At 72.9% G+C, this 17,462-nt stretch carries 11 protein-coding genes; 4 read left to right on the top strand and 7 right to left on the bottom strand.

The genetic code is table 11. From position 1 onward, the window contains the following. The first annotated feature begins 23 nt into the window (after window positions 1-23). Both ACFY9I_RS24200 and ACFY9I_RS24195 read left to right on the top strand, forming a co-directional pair. A complete protein-coding gene (locus ACFY9I_RS24200) occupies window positions 24-4,232 on the top strand; it encodes a TIGR02680 family protein (protein WP_391004904.1) in 4,209 nt (1,402 codons plus the stop codon). After that, complete coding sequence (locus ACFY9I_RS24195) at window positions 4,223-5,677, top strand: TIGR02679 family protein (RefSeq protein ID WP_391004902.1); 1,455 nt, start codon at window positions 4,223-4,225, stop codon at window positions 5,675-5,677. The genes ACFY9I_RS24200 and ACFY9I_RS24195 overlap by 10 nt, the downstream gene beginning before the upstream one ends. Window positions 5,678-6,119: 442 nt before the next feature. Here ACFY9I_RS24195 and ACFY9I_RS24190 read toward each other — a convergent pair whose 3' ends face one another. The 7 genes from ACFY9I_RS24190 to ACFY9I_RS24160 form a co-directional block, all read right to left on the bottom strand. Then, window positions 6,120-6,953: a PIG-L family deacetylase gene (locus tag ACFY9I_RS24190; protein ID WP_391004900.1), complete on the bottom strand. Its 834-nt coding sequence runs from the start codon at window positions 6,951-6,953 to the stop codon at window positions 6,120-6,122. Between the two features lie 356 nt (window positions 6,954-7,309). Continuing rightward, window positions 7,310-7,819, bottom strand: a complete 510-nt coding sequence (locus tag ACFY9I_RS24185) for a hypothetical protein (RefSeq protein WP_391004898.1) — start codon at window positions 7,817-7,819, stop codon at window positions 7,310-7,312. Continuing rightward, window positions 7,803-8,303: a sigma-70 family RNA polymerase sigma factor gene (locus tag ACFY9I_RS24180; RefSeq protein WP_391004896.1), complete on the bottom strand. Its 501-nt coding sequence runs from the start codon at window positions 8,301-8,303 to the stop codon at window positions 7,803-7,805. The genes ACFY9I_RS24185 and ACFY9I_RS24180 overlap by 17 nt, the downstream gene beginning before the upstream one ends. A 143-nt stretch (window positions 8,304-8,446) precedes the next feature. Then, window positions 8,447-9,076, bottom strand: a complete 630-nt coding sequence (locus tag ACFY9I_RS24175; RefSeq protein WP_391004894.1) for a class F sortase — start codon at window positions 9,074-9,076, stop codon at window positions 8,447-8,449. Then, window positions 9,073-9,456: a sortase-dependent protein gene (locus ACFY9I_RS24170; RefSeq protein WP_391004892.1), complete on the bottom strand. Its 384-nt coding sequence runs from the start codon at window positions 9,454-9,456 to the stop codon at window positions 9,073-9,075. The genes ACFY9I_RS24175 and ACFY9I_RS24170 overlap by 4 nt, the downstream gene beginning before the upstream one ends. 365 nt (window positions 9,457-9,821) lie before the next feature. After that, complete coding sequence (locus ACFY9I_RS24165; RefSeq protein WP_391004890.1) at window positions 9,822-9,953, bottom strand: hypothetical protein; 132 nt, start codon at window positions 9,951-9,953, stop codon at window positions 9,822-9,824. A 280-nt stretch (window positions 9,954-10,233) separates the two neighbouring features. Continuing rightward, window positions 10,234-14,772, bottom strand: coding sequence for a molybdopterin-dependent oxidoreductase (locus ACFY9I_RS24160; protein ID WP_391004888.1), 4,539 nt, complete (start codon window positions 14,770-14,772; stop codon window positions 10,234-10,236). 337 nt (window positions 14,773-15,109) lie between these two features. Between ACFY9I_RS24160 and ACFY9I_RS24155 the strand changes: the two genes are divergently transcribed. Continuing rightward, window positions 15,110-15,499 carry a cell division protein SepF gene (locus tag ACFY9I_RS24155; RefSeq protein WP_391005189.1) on the top strand — a complete coding sequence of 130 codons (390 nt, stop codon included), beginning with the start codon at window positions 15,110-15,112 and terminating at the stop codon, window positions 15,497-15,499. A gap of 681 nt (window positions 15,500-16,180) precedes the next feature. Beyond that, the gene (locus ACFY9I_RS24150) at window positions 16,181-17,356 is read left to right on the top strand and encodes an ATP-binding protein (protein WP_391004887.1); all 1,176 of its coding nucleotides are present in this window, start codon (window positions 16,181-16,183) and stop codon (window positions 17,354-17,356) included. The last annotated feature ends 106 nt before the right edge of the window (window positions 17,357-17,462 follow it).

Below are 17,462 nucleotides of genomic sequence, written 5' to 3'. Positions count from 1 at the left end.
CAGAACGAAAGGTGAACCACCCAGTGACCGCGCTCCCCGCTCCCGCGCCCGGCCGGTGGCGGCCCCTGCGCATCGGACTCGTCGATCTCTTCCACTACGACATCGAGGAGTTCTGGTTCCGCGACGGCCGACTGCTGCTGCGCGGCAACAACGGCACCGGCAAGTCGAAGGTGCTCGCCCTCACCCTGCCGTTCCTCCTGGACGGCGACCTGTCCGCCCGCCGCGTCGAACCCGACGGCGACCCGGGCAAGCGCATGGAGTGGAACCTGCTTCTGGGCGGCGCCCACCCGCATCCCGAACGGCTCGGCTACACCTGGATCGAGTTCGGACGGCTCGACGCCGCCACGGGTGAGGCGCACTTCCGCACGCTGCTGTGCGGACTGAAGGCGGTCGCCGGACGTGGCATCGCCCGCCACTGGTACGCGGTCACCGACCAGCGGATCGGCGCCGGTCTCGACCTGCTGGACGCGACCGGGACGGCACTGTCCCGGGACCGGCTCGCGGAGGCGATCGGCGGCCACGGCATGGTCCACGACACCGCGAAGGCCTACCGCAGGGCGGTCGACGAAGCCCTCTTCGGGCTCGGGGAGCGGCGCTACGACGCCCTCGTCGACCTCCTGATCCAGCTGCGCCAGCCCCAGCTGTCCAAGCGCCCCAGCGAGGCAGCCCTCTCCCGGGCACTGACCGAGGCGCTGCCGCCGATGGACCAGGCGGTCGTGGCCGACGCGGCGGAGGCGTTCCGGTCGCTGGACGAGGAGAAGGAGGAACTGCGGGCGGCCCGCGAGGCCGAACAGGCGTCCTCGGCGTTCCTCGACCACTACCGCCGCTACGCCCGCCTCGCCTCCAGGCGCCGCGCCCGCCTGCCCCGCCGCGAACACGCCCGGTACGAGAACCTGCAGCGGGAACTCGCCAGGGCGCAGGCGGACCGGGACCGGGCCGAGGCGGACCGCGAGGAGGCCGGGGAGAGAGGCCGCGCCCTGGACGAGCGCGCCGCGCGGCTGGCCGCACAGGAAGCCACACTGCGGTCCCGGCCAGAGATGCGCGACGCCCGTGCGCTGGACCGGGCGGCGGACGACGCCTCCCGTACGGCCGGAGAGCTGAAGCGGGCCGAGGCGGACCGGCGTACGGCGGCCGAGGCGCACACCCGGGCCCTGGGTCGGCTCGCCACCGCGGACAACCGGCTCACGGCCGCCCGGGAGACGCTGGACGGCATCCGGGACCGGATGGCCGAGAGCGCCGCGGCCGCCCGGCTCGACGTCCCCAGGACGGAGGGAGCCCCCGACGCGGTTCTGCGCCGGGAGGCGGACGACGCGACCGCGAGCAGGCGGCGCGCCGTCGAGCACATGGCGGAACTCGCCACGCGCGCCGAGCAGGCCGAGGAGCGGCACCGTGCGGCTCGGCTGCGCGTCGACGAGGCCGACGAGGAGGTCGTGCACGGGCAGGAGCGGCTGGCCGAGGCGGAGGAGGACGTCGCCCTGGCGGGGCGGGCCCTGGTCGCAGCCGTGCGGGAGCGTCTTTCCGAGTGCGTCGAGCTGCGGGTGCCCGGGCTGCCCGCGGTCCTGGACGCCGTACAGGACTGGGCGAGCTCACTGGACGGGCCGCTGCCGGCCCGTACGGCGGCGAGCGAGGCGCATCGCGCCGCCGCTTCCCGCCTGGCCGACCGGGCGGCCGGACTGGCCCAACGCGAGGCGGCGACGGCGGAGCGGCAGCGGCTGGCGGCGGAGGAACTGACCGCCCTCGAAACAGGTGGGGAGCGCGGCCCCGCGGCTCCCCCGACGCGCACACCCGGCGTGCGGGACCGGGGCCCCGGCGCTCCGCTGTGGCGGATGGTCGACTTCCGCCCGCACGTCACCGAGGCCGACCGCGCGGGACTGGAAGCCTCGCTGGAGGCATCGGGTCTCCTCGACGCCTGGGTGCGGCCGGGCGGCTCCACGGTCGCGGCGGACGGCCATGACGTGCTGCTCGACCCGGTCGGGCTGCTCGGTGGAAGCGGCCTCGACCGCGCGCTGTGCCCGGCGGTCGACCCCGCCGACGCGGGCGCCGCAGCCGTGGGGGAGGAGGCGGTCGCTCGTCTGCTCGCCTCGATCGGGCTGGCCGCCGGCGACGGCGACGGGCACGGCGAGGCCGCCTGGGAGGCAGACGGCCACGACACCTGGGTCTGCGCGGACGGCCGCTTCCGCGTCGGCGCGCTCACCGGAAGCTGGGCCAAGGACAGCGCCCAGTACGTGGGGGAAGGAGCGCGGGAACAGGCGCGTCGTATCCGGATCGGAGAACTGCGCACCGAGATCGACGGCTTGACGGCGGAACGGGAACGACTGGCCGAGGAGTCCCGCGCCGTGGCCGGGCGCCGTGCCGTGCTGGACGCCGAACTCGCCGCACTGCCGGACGACGACGATCTGCGGCACGCTCACGCCCGCGTCACCGCCGCGGCCGAGGCGGTTCGCCGCGCCCGCACCCGGAGGGACGAACGGGCCGCGGAACTCGCTCCGGCGACGGCGGGCGCCGAGCGCGCGGCGACCGAACTGGCCGACACGGCGGCAGCCCTGAACCTCCCCACCGACCACACGGCACTCGGCGCCGTGCGCCAGGCGCTCGCCGACCACACCGCCCTCCTGGCGGCCCTGTGGCCAGCACTGCGCGAACGCGCCGATGCCGAACGGGCGGTGACCGGCGAACGGGAGGAGACCCACCGGGCCGAACTCCTCGTGTCCGAACTCGCGGAGCGTGCCACGGAGGCGGCTCGGGTGGCCGCGGCGGCGGACGAACACCTCACGACGCTCCGTTCCACCGTCGGCGCGGCCGTCGCCGAGCTGCAGAGGCAACTGAAGGAGACGGCCGAGGCGGCCCGGGTCTGCGAGCAGGAGCAGGGGCAGGCCCGCGCGGAGTACGGTGACGCCGACCGGCGGGCCAGCCGCGCCGAGGGACGCATCGAGCGGCTTGCCGAGGACGTCACCGAGGCGACCGCCGCGCGTGAGGAGGCCGTCGCGGCGCTCCAGCGGTTCGCGGCGACGGGACTGCTCGCCGTCGCGCTGCCCGACCTCGATGTACCGGCCGACGGGGGAGGGACATGGGCGGCGACCCCGGCCATCGCTCTCGCGCGGGCCGTGGAGTCACGGCTCTCCTCGATCGACGACACCGACGCGGCCTGGGAGCGCGTGCAGAAGCGGCTGAGCGAGGAGTTCGGCAGGCTCCAGGACGCGCTGTCGCGGCACGGCCACACCGCCACCGCCCGCCCGAGCGAGGACGGCATGCGCGTCGACATCGTCTACCAGGGCAGGGAACGGGCCGTGCCCGAACTCGCCGAGGCACTGGCCGTGGAGGTCGCGGAACTGACCCGCATCCTGTCCGCACGCGAGCGCGAGGTCCTCCAGACCCATCTGATCACCGAGGTCGCCGGGACGCTCCAGGAACTGATCGGCGCGGCCGAACGGCACGTGGCAGCCATGAACAGGGAGCTGGAGGAGCGCCCGACCTCCACGGGCATGAAGCTGCGGCTGGTGTGGAGGGCGTCCCGCCGGGCCCCGCAGGGACTGGCCCAGGCCCGCGAACGACTGCGTCAGTCCGCCGACGCGTGGGCGCCCGAGGACCGGGCCGCGGTCGGCGCGTTCCTCCAGGAGCAGATCGCCCACCGGCAGGCCGACGACAGCACCGGCAGCTGGCTGGAGGACCTCACCGCCGCCCTCGACTACCGGTCCTGGCACGAGTTCGGCGTCGAACGCCACCAGCACGGCAAGTGGGTCCCGGCCACCGGACCCGCCTCGGGCGGGGAGCGGGTACTGGCCGCGTCCGTGCCCCTGTTCGCCGCCGCATCCTCGCACTACGCGAGCGCGGGTGGCGCGCACGCCCCGCGCCTGGTCACCCTGGACGAGGCGTTCGCCGGTGTCGACGACGACTCGCGCGCCAAGTGCCTCGGTCTGCTGCGCGCCTTCGACCTCGACGTCGTCATGACCAGCGAACGCGAATGGGCCTGCTACCCCCAGGTGCCCGGCATCGCCATCGCCCAGCTCTCCCGCGTCGACGACATCGACGCCGTACTGGTGACGCGGTGGGAATGGGACGGCAGCGAACGGCGGCGTGGCACGGAGCCCGGTGATCGGCCAGACGCGCTCGGGGCGGCTGCCGGTACCGGCGGCTCCGACGAGAGGGCCGACGGGCCGGTGAGTCCTTCCGGTGAGCCAGGGCGGGCCGCCGTGGTCGACAGCGCCGGAGGACAGGGGCCCCTGTGGACGTGAACCGTTCGGCGACCCCACCTCACCGCGACGGAGGCCGGGCGGCTGCCCCACGCGCGGTCCCACGCGCGGTCCCACGCGCGACACCGCCGGACGCCACCGCGGAGGGCACGGCGGACGCCGCCGCGGAGGGCACCGCGGATGCGGCGTCGACCGGGCCGTCACCGGCGGAAGCCCGGACCGACGTCGATACCGAGCGCCTCCAACGTCTGCTCGGCGATCCCGGCCTTGCCTGGTTCGTGGACCGCGTACGACAACGCCTGGCCCGTGGCCGGCCGCTCACCGGCTCCGTCACCATGTCCGACCCCGATGAGTCCCAACGCCGCGCCGCCGAACGCCTGCTGGGACGGGCACCACGATCCGGTGGCTCCCTCGGCATGCGCCTCGCCACCGTGGACGAGATCCTGCGTCGCTCCGGTGTCAGCCCCGACGGGCTGGCGGCGGCCGTCATCGCCCTCACCGGTCCGGTCATACTCCACGCCGACACACGGAACAGGGAGGAACGGGCCTGGGAGGAGGCCTACGCCCCCCTCGTCAACCTCGACGCGGAGCTGGCCCGCTGGGCCGAGCGGATCCGCCGCGACGGTCTCGTTCGACGCCTCGCCCGTACACCGGAGGCAGCGGCCCCCTTGGTGGAGGCTGCCGTGCGCACGTTGAATGCGCTGCCCGCGTCACCTCCGACAGCGCGGGCGACGTTCGCGGCACGGAACCTCTCGGGCGCCCATGCCCTGGACGAGGGGACGCCGCTCGCCACTCTCGTGCTGTCCGGGATCCGTTGCCTCACCGGCTTCCCCGACGGCTCCGGTGCGCAGTGGCGTCGGGAGGCGTGGGCCTCGGCGGGCTTGCTCAAGGACGACCTGTCATCGACCGTCCTCACCCTCAATCTGCGCGGTACTCCAGCCCTCGACTGGATGGCCGACGCGGGGGAGCCGGCCGTCCTGACGCTCCGCTCCCTCACCCGTCTCGCACCGGTCGCCTCCGTTGCGGCGGCGGGAACCGTGCACATCTGCGAGAACCCGGCGGTGCTGTCCGCCGCCGCCGACACTCTCGGCCCTGCGTGTCCGCCGATGGTGTGCCTTCAGGGGCAGCCGTCGGCCGCCGCGCTCACCTTGCTGCGCGACCTGTCCACGCGGGGAGCCCGCCTCCTCTACCACGGCGATTTCGACTGGGGCGGTGTGCGCATCGCCGCGGCACTGGCGCGAAGCATCCCTTGGCGGCCGTGGCGCTACACGGCGGCCGATTACCGGGCGGCGGTGACCGCAGTGACCGAAGCCCCGGACCTGACGGGTCCGTCCGCCGCAACTCCCTGGGACCCCGCCCTCGCGGTCGCCCTCGCCGAACGCGGTGTCCGGGTCGAGGAGGAAGCGGTGCTGGACGACTTGCTCACGGACCTCGGACGCCCCGCTGAAGCGCATGTTGAGAGCGCGACCGGCGCAGATGCGGGCTAGTGGCAGCAGAAGCAGAGCATCGCCTATGTGGTGTGGCAATGGGGTTCCCGCACCTGGGTGCTCACCTTCACGCAGGTGGGGGCCGAAGGGGAGACGAAGGGTGCCGACCGCCTCGTGCCGCTGGCGCAGCGGATCAGCCCGCGGTTGCCTCGGTAGGAGCCGGCCCGCTGACCCGCGTGGTGGACCCGGACGGGGTTGAGGATGCGCGCCTGCACGGAAGCGGTGCACTGACGGGTCACCTTGCCAGGCGCGCCCTCATCGCCCGGCCATCGGGGGAAGCCCGATGGCCGGGCGCGTGCGTGCCGGGCATGCCGCCGCGCCTGCCCGGGCCGGTCGGGCGGGCGGCAGGGCGGCAGGGCGACAGTGCGGTCGGCAGGTCGGCAGGTCGGCAGGTCGGCAGGTCGGCAGGTCGGCAGGTCGGCAGGTCGGCCGGGCGGGTGGGTCAGCGCAGTCCGGCGAAGAGATCGTTCTCGGGCGTGGCCGCGCCGGTGGCGTCCTGGACACGTACGAAGGTCTCCATGCCCATCAGCTCGCCGAACCTCTCCTTGCCCATCCTGAGGAAGAAGATGTTCTCGCCCTGACTGGCGTGCGCGGCCAGCGCATCGAACTTCTGGCCGCTGAACGCGGTGGTGTCCACCCACGTGGTGATCTCATCGTCGGGGAGGCCGATCTCGGCCATCGCGGCGGCCTCGGCAGGATCCGGCTCCGGCATGTCCGGATGGAACTCGCGCATGATTTCCCCGAACCGCTGCATCCCCGAGCGGGGCATCGTGGTCCAGTACACCTTCGGTGTCAGCGCGGTCATCTCCAGCGCCGCCATCGTGATGCGATGGGCCTGGATGTGGTCGGGGTGGCCGTAGAAGCCGTTCTCGTCGTAGGTGACGACCACATCAGGTCGGTAGTGCCGCATGAGGTCCGCGAGTCGGGCCGCGCCTTCCTCCACGGGGGTCCGCCAGAAGGATCCGGGGGCATCGTTGCTCGGCCAGCCCATCATTCCGGAGTCGGCGTAATCCAGCATCTCCAGATCGCTGACCTTCAGGACGTCACAGCTCGCCTCAAGTTCTCGACGGCGCATCGAGGCGACCGCCGCCGGATCGTGTCCGGGATCGCCGGGCTTGACACCTCCCGGTCCGTCACCGCAACCGCCGTCGGTACATGTCACGAGAACCGTGCGGATGCCTTCCGCCGCGTACCGCGCGAGGACCCCTCCGGTTCCGGTGGCCTCGTCGTCGGGGTAGGCGTGTACTGCCATGAGCGTCAAGGGCCGGTCAGTCATGAAAACAGTCCTCCTGCAGAAATACGTCGTGGTACGGGTGCGCGGCGGGCGTACCGCGATCCTGGGACCCATCCTGGTGGGCGGACGGCCTCGTGGTCTCCGAGTTCCCCGCCCGTGCGGCGCCGTCCTCCGTCGATGCAACCGTGTCGACCGGACCGACTGTTCCCGGCGCGGCCGTTCGGCCTTCCAGGCGTCCGCGTTGCAACGCGGACGAGGTACCGGCGCGACCTGCGGGTCAGCGCCACGTCTACTCCGGTTTCCCTCCTGCACCAGTCATGAGATTCCGGCAGAAAGTGCTGCCGGCGTGAGGCATCGCCGACGGGCCGGTGTCCTACGGAGCAGCGGGGCTCTGCGGCTCAGGGTGCTTCGGGTGCTACGGGTGTGCCGTGCAGGGGTGAGGATTCGGCGGTGTGGGGTCGTGTCGCGGCGGGCTCGCTCGGCAGTGAGGGGGAGGCGGTCGGGGCTTGGGGGGTGGGTGAGCCGGTGGGTCGGGTCGAGGGGACGGCGGACGCGGGTTGTTCCGTGGGGCCGGGTGTGTCGGGGGTGCGGGACGCCGACGGGGTGGGAGTGGGGGAGGGGCTGGTCGCGGGGGGCGGGGCCAGGGGGACCGAGGGAGGCGCGGAGGTGTCGTTCGAGGCGAGATACAGGGGGAGGGCGATGAGGGCCGCGGCCGCGCAGGTGGCGGCGGTGCCGGCCGCGGCGCGGAGGAGACGGCGGCGGGCTGCGGCACGGCGGATCGTCTCGTAGCGGCCGGGCGGTGGGCGGAGGTGGTCGGACGGGGGCCGCAGGAGGACGGTGAGGGGGTCGTCGGTGTCGTGGGGGCCGCGCGGTTCGAAGTCCGGGCCCTCGTCAGGGCGTGTGATCAAGGCTTCTCCTCAGATGGGCGCGGAGCAGTTCGCGGGCCGCGTGGAGGTCGGCCTTGACGGTTCCTTCCTTGCGTCCGGTCAGCACGGACACCTCCCGGATCGGCATGTCAGCGTAGTAGTGCAGCAGGATCGGGACGCGCAGCCGTTCCGGAAGCGACCGCACGAGCAGACGGACCGAGGGATCGGACTGGTCGGCGAGGTCGGGCGACGGGCGCACCGCGGCCTCGGCGGTGGCACGGTGCATGGCTCTGCGTTCGCGTTCGAGCTTGCGCCAGTGGTCCCGGACGAGGTTCGCCGCCGTGACGTAGAGGAAACCGTGCGGCTCCGCCACGGACGTCCAGCGCGCCCAGAGCCGGGTGAAGGCCTCCGACGCGATCTCGTGAGCCGTCTCGTCGTCGTCGACCAGCCGACGGCACCAGCCGGCGAGGCGCGGATAGAGGGCGGCGAACAACTCGGACGCGGCCTTCTCGCGGGACCGTTTCAACGCTCTCCATGGTCGTGGTGGTGCGACAACCGGCGGGGCCGGGAGGGTGGTCGGGGGCAGGACCCGGGCGGTGGGCGGCTCGGGAGGTGTGGGGCCGCGGGCGGGGTCGGGTGAGTAGGCCGGGCGGTGCAAGGGCCGTCGGCTCACGGGGGTGTGGAGGTCAGTGTGGCGAAGACGATCACGTTGTCGCGGTACTCGTCGCCGGTGCGGGGACCGCCGCAGGTGATCAGACGCAGCGCGGGGCGGTCCACGTTGCCGTAGACCTCGTCGGCCGGGAAGTCGGCCTTGGCGACCGTCCGTACGCTGTCGACCGTGAACTCCGGTGTGGTGCCGTCCTCCAGGCGCACCTCGATCCGCTCACCCCGCCCCAGCCGCGCGAGACGGCGGAAGACCCCGTCCCCGTGGCGGCCGACCGTGACATGGCCCAGGATCACCGACGGGCCGGTCCGTCCCGGCGTCGGCGAGTGCTCGTACCAGCCCGCCCTGTCGTGCGCCGTGACCGGTGGCACCTCCACGGTGCCGTCCTGGGCCAACCCGAGCCGGATGACCGGGGTGTCGACGTCGATGGCCGGTATCAGCAACCTGACCGGGACCGTACGGCCGAGGGGGCGCGGGGCCCCGCCGGCGGACGGCGTGGACGGGGCCGGCGAGGTGCCGGTGCGGGGCGGCGCGGAGGGTGTGGTCGTGGCGTGACCGGTACGCGGGCTGTCGCAGCTCACCAGCAGTGAGGCGGTCGCCGCGGTGACGAAGGCGCGCCTGGAGAACAAGGTCACGCCCCGTTCGCCCGCCTGCGGCGTACCAGGACGACGGCCGCGCCGCCGCCGAGGAGCATCGCGGCGGCGCCCGTGCCGGCCAGCACGGCGCCGGTGCCGGAGTCCTCCGACTCCGTCGTCGCACCGGTGTCCGGCGCTCCGCTGGGGACGACGGAGACCTGGCTCGGAACCGGGCTCGCGTCACCGCCGCCGGGGGCCTGGGTGGGTGCGGCCTCGGTCGGGGCTTTGGTGGCCTCGGGGGTGGACGGGACCGGGCTCGGCTCGCTGGATGCCTCCTGGGGCACGGGGGTCGGGCTCGTACCGTCGGCGGACGCGGGCAGCGCGGTCGCCAGCACGGCGGTGAAGGCGAGTGCCGTGGCACGGAGGACGGTTCGGCGCATGAGTGGCTCTCTCTCGTCGGGTCGTCGGGTCGTCGGGTCGTTGGGTCCATCCGGTGCGTCGGGTCCGGGGAACCCGACGGCTCGGTGGCGGCCGCCCGGTCGGTTTCCCGGCGCGGACGGCGTCACCGTTCGAGCGGAGAGACGAGAGGGCCGTCGGTCGCGTTGTAAAGAGATGGCAAAGTCGCGGAGTTGGAGGGGCGTGCCGAGGGGAGGGGCGTGCCGATTGGAGGGCGCGCCGAGGGGGCATGCCGAGTCGGAGGGAGGGCGCCGAGTCGGAGTGAGCTCGCCGATCGGCCCTGGTACGGGGCGCCGGCCCGCGTGCGTCGTGACCGTGCGGGACGCCGATACCGTGCGCCGGGTGCTCCTCACACGAGGACAGCGACCTCGGTGCTGCTCGGCGGCTGGCCGGCGCTGTCGTCGGCTGCCGACGGTGAGCGTCCGGTACGCCCGCCCAGGACCTGGCTGACGGCCTCGGTCGCCGCCGCGGTGGTTCTCACGGTGATGCCTCTGGCCCGCCGCAACCACGCGTGCGGCGACCGCGAACTACAGGTGTTGCGTGCCGCCCGCACCGGTGCCTCGGTCGCCGAGATCGTCGCCGAGATCGTCACCGAGGTCCACCTGGCGCAGGACACCGTCCGCAACCACCTCTCCGCCGCGATGTCCAAGCCGGGCGCCCCCACCCGCCACGCGGCGGCCCCTCACACCTGGCAGCAGGGCTGGATCCGACCGCAGCCCCGAGCCGGAACCCCGGGGGCGAGGGTCCGACGGGCAGCCCGGTCAGTACACGTCCCGCACATACCGCTTCTCCGTCGCCAGTTGCTTCACATACGCGGCGGCCTCGCCCTCGGTCAGCCCGCCGTGTGTGACCGCGATGCCGCGCAGGGCCTGGTCGACGTCCTTCGCCATACGGGAGGCGTCGCCGCAGACGTAGAAGCGGGCGCCGTCCTGGAGCCAGTGCCACAGTTCGGGGCCGTGCTCACGCATCCGGTCCTGGACGTAGACCTTGGCCCGCTGGTCACGGGAGAAGGCGGTGTCCAACCTGCTGAGCACGCCTGCCTCCTGAAGCAGCGTCAGCTCCTGCTCGTAGTAGAAGTCCGTCGCCCGGTGCTGCTCCCCGAAGAACAGCCAGTTGGGCGCCCGGTGGCCGAGGGCCTGCCGTTCCTGGAGGAAGCCGATGAACGGGGCGACACCGGTGCCGGGGCCGACCATGATCATGGGGGTCACCGGGTCGGTCGGCGGTCGGAAGTGCGGTGAGCCCTGCACGAAGACCGGCACCTCCAGGTCCGCTTCGCCGTCCGCGAGGAACGGCGAGCAGACCCCGCCGCGCGGACGCCCCCGCAGGTTCTCGTACCGCACGACCGACACCGTCAACGAGACGTGGTGCGGATCGACGAGAGGGCTGGACGAGATGGAGTACAGCCGGGGCTGCAGCCGCTTGAAGGCACCGGCCCACTCGGGCGCGGAGGCCCGTACGGCGAACTCGGCCACCACGTCGACGGCCTGCCGCCCCCAGGACCACTGGGCCAGCCCGTCCTTGTTGTCCGGGCGCATCAGCTTCTTCAACTCACGGTTGTCCTTCGTCCTCTCGGAAACGAAGCGGAGCAGATCCGGAGTGATCCGGGTGACGTCGAGGTGCCGGTGCAGCGCCTCGGCGAACGGCACCTCGCCGACACCGCCCACCTCCACGGGGGTCGAGCCGTCCAGACCGGTCACCGCCAGCCACTCCGCGACGAGATCGGGGGAGTTGACCGGACGCACACCGAGCGCGTCGCCCGCCTCGTACGACAGTCCCGTCCCGTTCGTGTCGAAGGTGAACCGCCGCACCTCCTTGTCCGCACCGGGCAGGCTGAGCAGCCGGTTGCCGACCAGCCGGGCGGCGGTGGGCTCGGGTTTGGCGGAACGGGTGAGGCGGGCGGAGGCGTGCGAGCCGGGAACGACCCGCGACCCCGTCCCTGGATCCACGCCCACCCACACGCCTGGGCCCGGGCCCGCGCCCGTATCCGTGTCCGTGTTTGCGGCAGCAACCGTGTCCGGGCCGGTGTCGAGCGCGGTGATGACCTGGCCGAGCCACGCGTCCGCCGACGGCTCGTAATCAGGTTCGCAGTCCGTACGCGGGGCCAGGCGCACCGCGCCCAGTTCGTCGAGCCGGGCGTCCAGTCGGCGGCCGTGTCCGCAGAAGTCGTCGTAGGAGGAGTCCCCGAAGGCCAGCACGGAGTAGCGCACGCCGTCCAGGCGCGGGGCCTCCTGGCGTGAGAGCGCGTCCCAAAACCTGGAGCCGTTGTCGGGTGCGTCGCCGTCCCCGAAGGTGCTGGTGATCAGCAACAGGTCTGCCTCGCGCGGAAGTTGGTCGGGTACGACCTCGTCCATGCCGACGAGCGTCGCCCGGTGCCCGGCGGCCCCAAGGTGCTCGGCCGTCGCCGTCGCGAACTCCTCGGCGGTCCCGGTCTGCGAGGCCCACAGCACGACAACCTCACGCCCGGCGGGCTCGGCGACGGAGGGCTCCGCGCTCGGGGCCACCGACCGGGAGTACATCCCGGCGAGCACTCCGTTCACCCACACCGCGTGCTCGGGGCTGAACGGCGCGTCCACAGGCAGCACCGGTACCCCTTGCACTCCGGAACCGAGCCCGGCGAGAAACCCGGTGAGGTAGTGGCGCTCCTGGGCGGAGAGAACGGGCGGGGGAGCGGGCGCCAGCCCGAGGGCAGTCATGGCGGACCCGGGCGACGACATGGCGGGTGCGGCTGACGGCGTCACCGTTCCCAGTGATGACATGGCTGGTGCGGCTGACGTCGTCACCGCCCCTGAGGACGACATGGTGGCTCCGGGCGACGCCGTCACGGTCCCGGACGGAGCCGTCGAAGCTCCGGACGTCATCGTCGAAGCTCCGGGTGACGGCACGGCAGCCCCAGGAGACGACATCGCGTCGGACCCGGGTGACGGCATCGTGGGCGTCGGCGCGGTCGGTTCACCTCCGGCCGCAGCGGTTTCGGTTCCGTCCCGCACCACTTCAGCCTGTCCGGCGCTTGAGGACGAGGCCGCAGGCCGATGACGGGGGTCTGGGGGCGCAGCCCCCAGGGACGGGACGGGTGGGGGCGGCGGGGGCGACGAAACCCTGGTGAGCCCCACCGCACACACCTTCAACTCCGGTTGGAACGACAGCGGATCCACCGCGTCGCTCGTCACCGCGTTGATGCTCAGATACTCCCCGAACAGGTCGTTCCAGTGGAACGGCGCGAACACACACCCGGGCATCACCCGGTCCGACACCACCACCGGCAGCACGGCCCGCCCCCGCCGGGAGGCGACCTCCACGAAGTCCCCGTCCCGCACGTCCAGTTCACGCGCGTCCTGCGGATGCACCTCCACCAACGGCCCGGGGTTCAGCTTGTTGAGCTTGGCGACCTTGCCCGTCTTCGTCAGCGTGTGCCACTGATGCTGCAGGCGCCCGGTGTTGAGCACGAACGGATAGTCGTCGTCCGGCATCTCGGCGGCCGGCATGTGTGGCCGGGCGTGGAACACCGCCCGCCCGCTCGCGGTCGGGAAGAGCAGCCCACGCCCCCCACCACCGCTCCCATCACCGCCCTCGCCACCGACGCCGTCACCATGCTCACCGCCCCCGACGACGTACCGGATCGGATTCCGCGCCGGCCCGTCCTCCGCGGCCACCGGCCACTGCACGGACCCCGACCGCAGCCGCTCGTACGTCACGCCCCGCAGATCCCACCCGGTCTTCGGGTTCCACGCCCGCTTGATCTCCTCGAAGACCTCCTCCGCACTGTCGTACGAGAAACCCTTCTCGAACCCCATCTCCCGGGCGACGGCCGCGATGATCCGCCAGTCGGCCATGGCCTCGCCCGGCGGGTCGGCGGCGGGAGCGGCGAGCGTGAGGTTGCGCTCGCTGTTGATGAGCACGCCCTCGGACTCGGTCCACAGGGCGCCGGGGAGGACGACATCGGCGTACGCGTTGGTCTCGGTGTCGGCGAAGACGTCCTGTGTGACGACGAACTCGGCGGCTTCAAGGCCCTCGATGACGCTCTTCCGGTTGGCCACGGAGGCAACCGGGTTGGTGCAGATGATCCAGCAGGCCTTGATCTCACCGTCGGCCATCTTCTGGAACATCTCGACGGTCCCCTTGCCGACCCCGTCCTTGCGGAGGCTGTCCGGGGCCAGCCCCCACAGCTCCTCGACGAACGCCCGTTCCTCGTCCACGAGCACGGACCGCTGGCCGGGCAGCCCCGGCCCCATGTAGCCCATCTCGCGCCCGCCCATGGCGTTGGGCTGCCCGGTGAGCGAGAACGGTCCGCTGCCCGGACGGCAGATCGCGCCGGTCGCCAGGTGCAGATTGACCAGCGCGTTGGTGTTCCAGGTGCCGTGCGTGGACTGGTTGAGCCCCATCGTCCAACAGCTCGTCCATTCCTCCGCCTCGCCGATCAGCCGGGCGGCCTCCCGGATGTCGTCCGCGGGGATCCCGGTGATCCGGGCGACGGTCTCCGGCGGGTACTCGGCGAGGAAGTCGGGCATCGCCTCCCAGCCCTCGGTGTGGGCGGCGATGAAGTCGGGATCGGTGTGCCCGTTCGTGTGCAGCAGACGCAGCAGTCCGTTCAGCAGCGCGAGATCCGTGCCCGGACGTATCTGCAGGAACAGATCGGCCTTCTCGGCCGTAGCCGTCCGTCGCGGATCCACGACGATCAGCTTCGCGCCCGCCTTGACCCTGCTCATCACCCGCAGGAAGAGGATCGGGTGGCAGTCCGCCATGTTCGAACCGATGACGAGGAAGACGTCCGCCTTGTCGAGGTCCTCGTACGACCCGGGCGGCCCGTCGGCGCCCAGCGAGAGCTTGTAGCCGGTGCCGGCGCTGGCCATGCACAGCCGGGAATTCGACTCGATCTGGTTGGTCCGGATGAAGCCCTTGGCCAGCTTGTTCGCCAGGTACTGCGCTTCGAGGCTCATCTGGCCGGAGACGTAGAAGGCGAAAGCGTCCGGTCCGTGCTCGTCGATGATCGCGCGCAGACGGCGCGCGGTCTCGGCGATCGCGTCGCCGACGGGCGCGGGCACCGGCTCGTCACCCCGGTCGTCCCGCACGAGGGCCGTGGTGAGGCGGCCGGGGGCGGCCAGCATGTCGGCCGTGGTCGCGCCCTTGGTGCACAGGCGGCCGGAGTTCGCCGGGTGGGACTTGTCGCCGGTCGCCCTCAGGACCGTACGACGGCCGTCGGGGCCCATCCCGACGTCCAGGAGCATGCCGCAGCCGACGCCGCAGTACGAGCACACCGTCCGCACCTGGGTGGTGCTGGTGCTCCGCGGGTCCTGTGCGGCCACGGGCGGCCCCTCTCTGTAGGCGTCCGGCTGGTCGTCGGGCGGCACTCCGCTCGCTGACTGGTACGGCGGCCGGTCGGCTTCCGCTCAGCGTCCGAGTCACTCCCCCGACAGACCCGATCGTATGAATGACCCATTACATCAAAGTCACATGACGTGATCACGGGGCGTTACGCCTGCCACACACGGCCGCGCAAGGGGTTGTGAGGGCGGAATTCGGCCGTTGTGGCGGGCGGGGGTGTCGCGGTCCGTGTCGCTGTTGGGCCGAACGGGTGACCATGCGTAAGAATTGGCCGATGCAGTCATTCAGTGCGAGCCAGGGGGAGGGCCGGTGAACAGGGTGAACAGCCACGATGTCACCGACGAACAGTGGGAGGGGCTCGCCCAGGTCGTGCCGCTGCGGGGCCGGGACGCGTGGCCGTCCGCGGTCGGCCACCGGACCATACCGGAAGCGGAGACCGAGGCTCGACGCCGCTTTGTTGTCCTCCGCGTCAACGTCTTCGCGGACGCCCGTGAAGTGGCGGAAACGCTGATGGCGGGCATTCCCGTGCTGCTGGATCTGTCGGGCGCGGAGGCCGACACCGCCAAGCGTGTCCTCGATTTCAGCACGGGGGTGGTTTTCGGCCTCGCCAGCGGAATGCACCGGGTCGACCGGAACGTGTTCCTTCTCACGCCACCGGGCACCGAGGTGCGGGGGCTGATGGAGGGCGCGGGGATCCCCGGGGTGTGACACGCGGAGGTGAGCAGCTCCGGCCCGTCCGAGACGGCCCTGATCCGTCCGGCCGCTCTGGAGCGCCCCCTCGACCGGAAGCTTCCCATCGGCCGGAGTGCCGTCCAACGCCTGGGTGCTCCTGGCGGCCGGACTTCCCCAGCCGGTCGCACCCTTCCACTTCGGCTGGGTGCTCCCCCGTGGGTGAACGCTTCCCCATCAGCCCTCCGCACCCCGCCCACCCGGCGCGCCCGTCGTTTCCGACCGGACTGAAGCTCCCCACGCGCCCGTCGTTTCCAACGGAGCGGGGTGTTCCTGATCAAACTGGCGTTACCCGTGTGCCCGACGTTTCCGACCGGACGGGCGTTCCTGACCGGACTGGCGCTCCCCACACGCCCAACGCTCCCGACGGTGCCACCACTCCTGGCTGGACCGGCGTTCCTGTCCGGTCGGCGCACTTCGGGCTGGACCAGCGTTCTTGTCCGGTCGGCACTTCGGGCCGGGCCGGGTCCGCGAGAGGGTCGGTGCTCTCGGCCGGACCGGTGCTCCCGGCCGTGCCGGCGCCCTCGGCAGGACCGGCGCACACCGCCCGGCGCCCCTGGCCGTAGGGGCGCTCTGGGGTGGTTCGGGCGCTCCCTCGATCGTAGGAAGATCCATTCGGCGTAACGGTTTGCCTGGCGAACGGGCCCCTAGTGTCCGCATATGACCGTGTCATCCCTGTCGTCGGTGCTGCCGGGCGTGGGCGCCGCAGCGCGTCCGGAGCGGCCCAGCGTCACAGAACTCCGGCTCTCCGCCTTCGCCGGACATCGTGGCGCCCACTTCTCGTTCGGACCGCTGACCCTGCTCGCCGGGCGCAGCGGCAGCGGCAAGACCACCGCTCTGCGCGCGTACGAGGCGCTGGCACGACTCGGCGCGGGCGCCCGCATCGACGAGGCCTTCCCGGACGCGGCGAGCTGTGTGCCCGAGTGGGCCCGCCCCGATGCCCAGCGGCGGCGCGGCTTCCGCATCGGCTGTACGGCCGACGGCCCCGAGGGGCCCGTACGGCTCGACGTCGCCGTACAGGCCGAGCCCGAACTCCGCATCGTGGGCGAACGGTTGACGTCCGGCGGGCTGACGCTGCTACAGACGGCGCTGGTCGACCCCAGCCGCCCGGTCGTCCAGGCCGCCTGGCACACCGCCGGCACGTCCCCGGTCACCCGGGGCCCGCTGCCCGACGACCGGCTCGGCACCGCACTGCTCCCGCTCCGCGTCGCCGGCAAGACCGACGGCCAGCGTCAGGTCCTCGCCGCGGCCGAGCAGATGGTGGTCGCCCTCCGCTCGGTGTACGCCTGTGACCCCCGCCCCGGCCGTATGCGCGCCGCCGTGCCGCTCGGCTCCGGACGACTGCTCCCGGGCTGCGACAACCTCGCCGACGTGCTCTCGCGTACGCGGACGGAGTGCGGTCGGCGGCACGCGCTGCTCGTCGCCGCCCTCCGCGACGGCTGCACGGGGCCGGTCCTCGACCTGCTGGCCGAACCCCTGCGCGACGGCGCGGTACGGGCGGTGCTGGACCGGGGCGACGGAGTGCGGACGCCCCTGGGTCTCCTAGGGGACGGCGAGTTGCGGTATCTCGCGCTGGCCCTGGTGCTGTTCACCGGCCCCGGGGTGCTGGAGGTCGACCCGGTCGGGGAGGTGCCGGCCGCGCTCCAGACGCTCACGGTCCTCGCCGACGGCTTCGACCGCGCCCTCGACCCGAGGCAGGGCCTGGAACTGCTGCGGCTCGCGGCCCGGATGTGCGACCGGGGACACATCCGGCTGGTCGGCGCGGTGAGCGACGTGTCCCGGGCCGTCGGAGTGGCCGGGGTGACGGTGGTAGACCTGAACCGTGAAAGATCCTGAATCCGAGTCCGCCGGGACGCCCTCCGCCGGGACGCCCTCCGCCGGGACGCCCTCCGCCGGGACGCCCTCCGTCGGGGCGCCGTCCGGCGGGGCGCCGTCCGGCGAA

Source organism: Streptomyces sp. NPDC012510 (genome assembly GCF_042955065.1).
Lineage (GTDB): Bacteria > Actinomycetota > Actinomycetes > Streptomycetales > Streptomycetaceae > Streptomyces.
This window is presented reverse-complemented; position numbering and strand designations above follow the sequence as displayed.

Bases quoted from the DNA above. Each gene is read 5' to 3' on its own strand.
- ACFY9I_RS24190 (WP_391004900.1), bottom strand. From the start codon at position 6,953: ATGACTGACCGGCCCTTGACGCTCATGGCAGTACACGCCTACCCCGAC.
- ACFY9I_RS24170 (WP_391004892.1), bottom strand. From the start codon at position 9,456: ATGCGCCGAACCGTCCTCCGTGCCACGGCACTCGCCTTCACCGCCGTG.
- ACFY9I_RS24150 (WP_391004887.1), top strand. From the start codon at position 16,181: ATGACCGTGTCATCCCTGTCGTCGGTGCTGCCGGGCGTGGGCGCCGCA.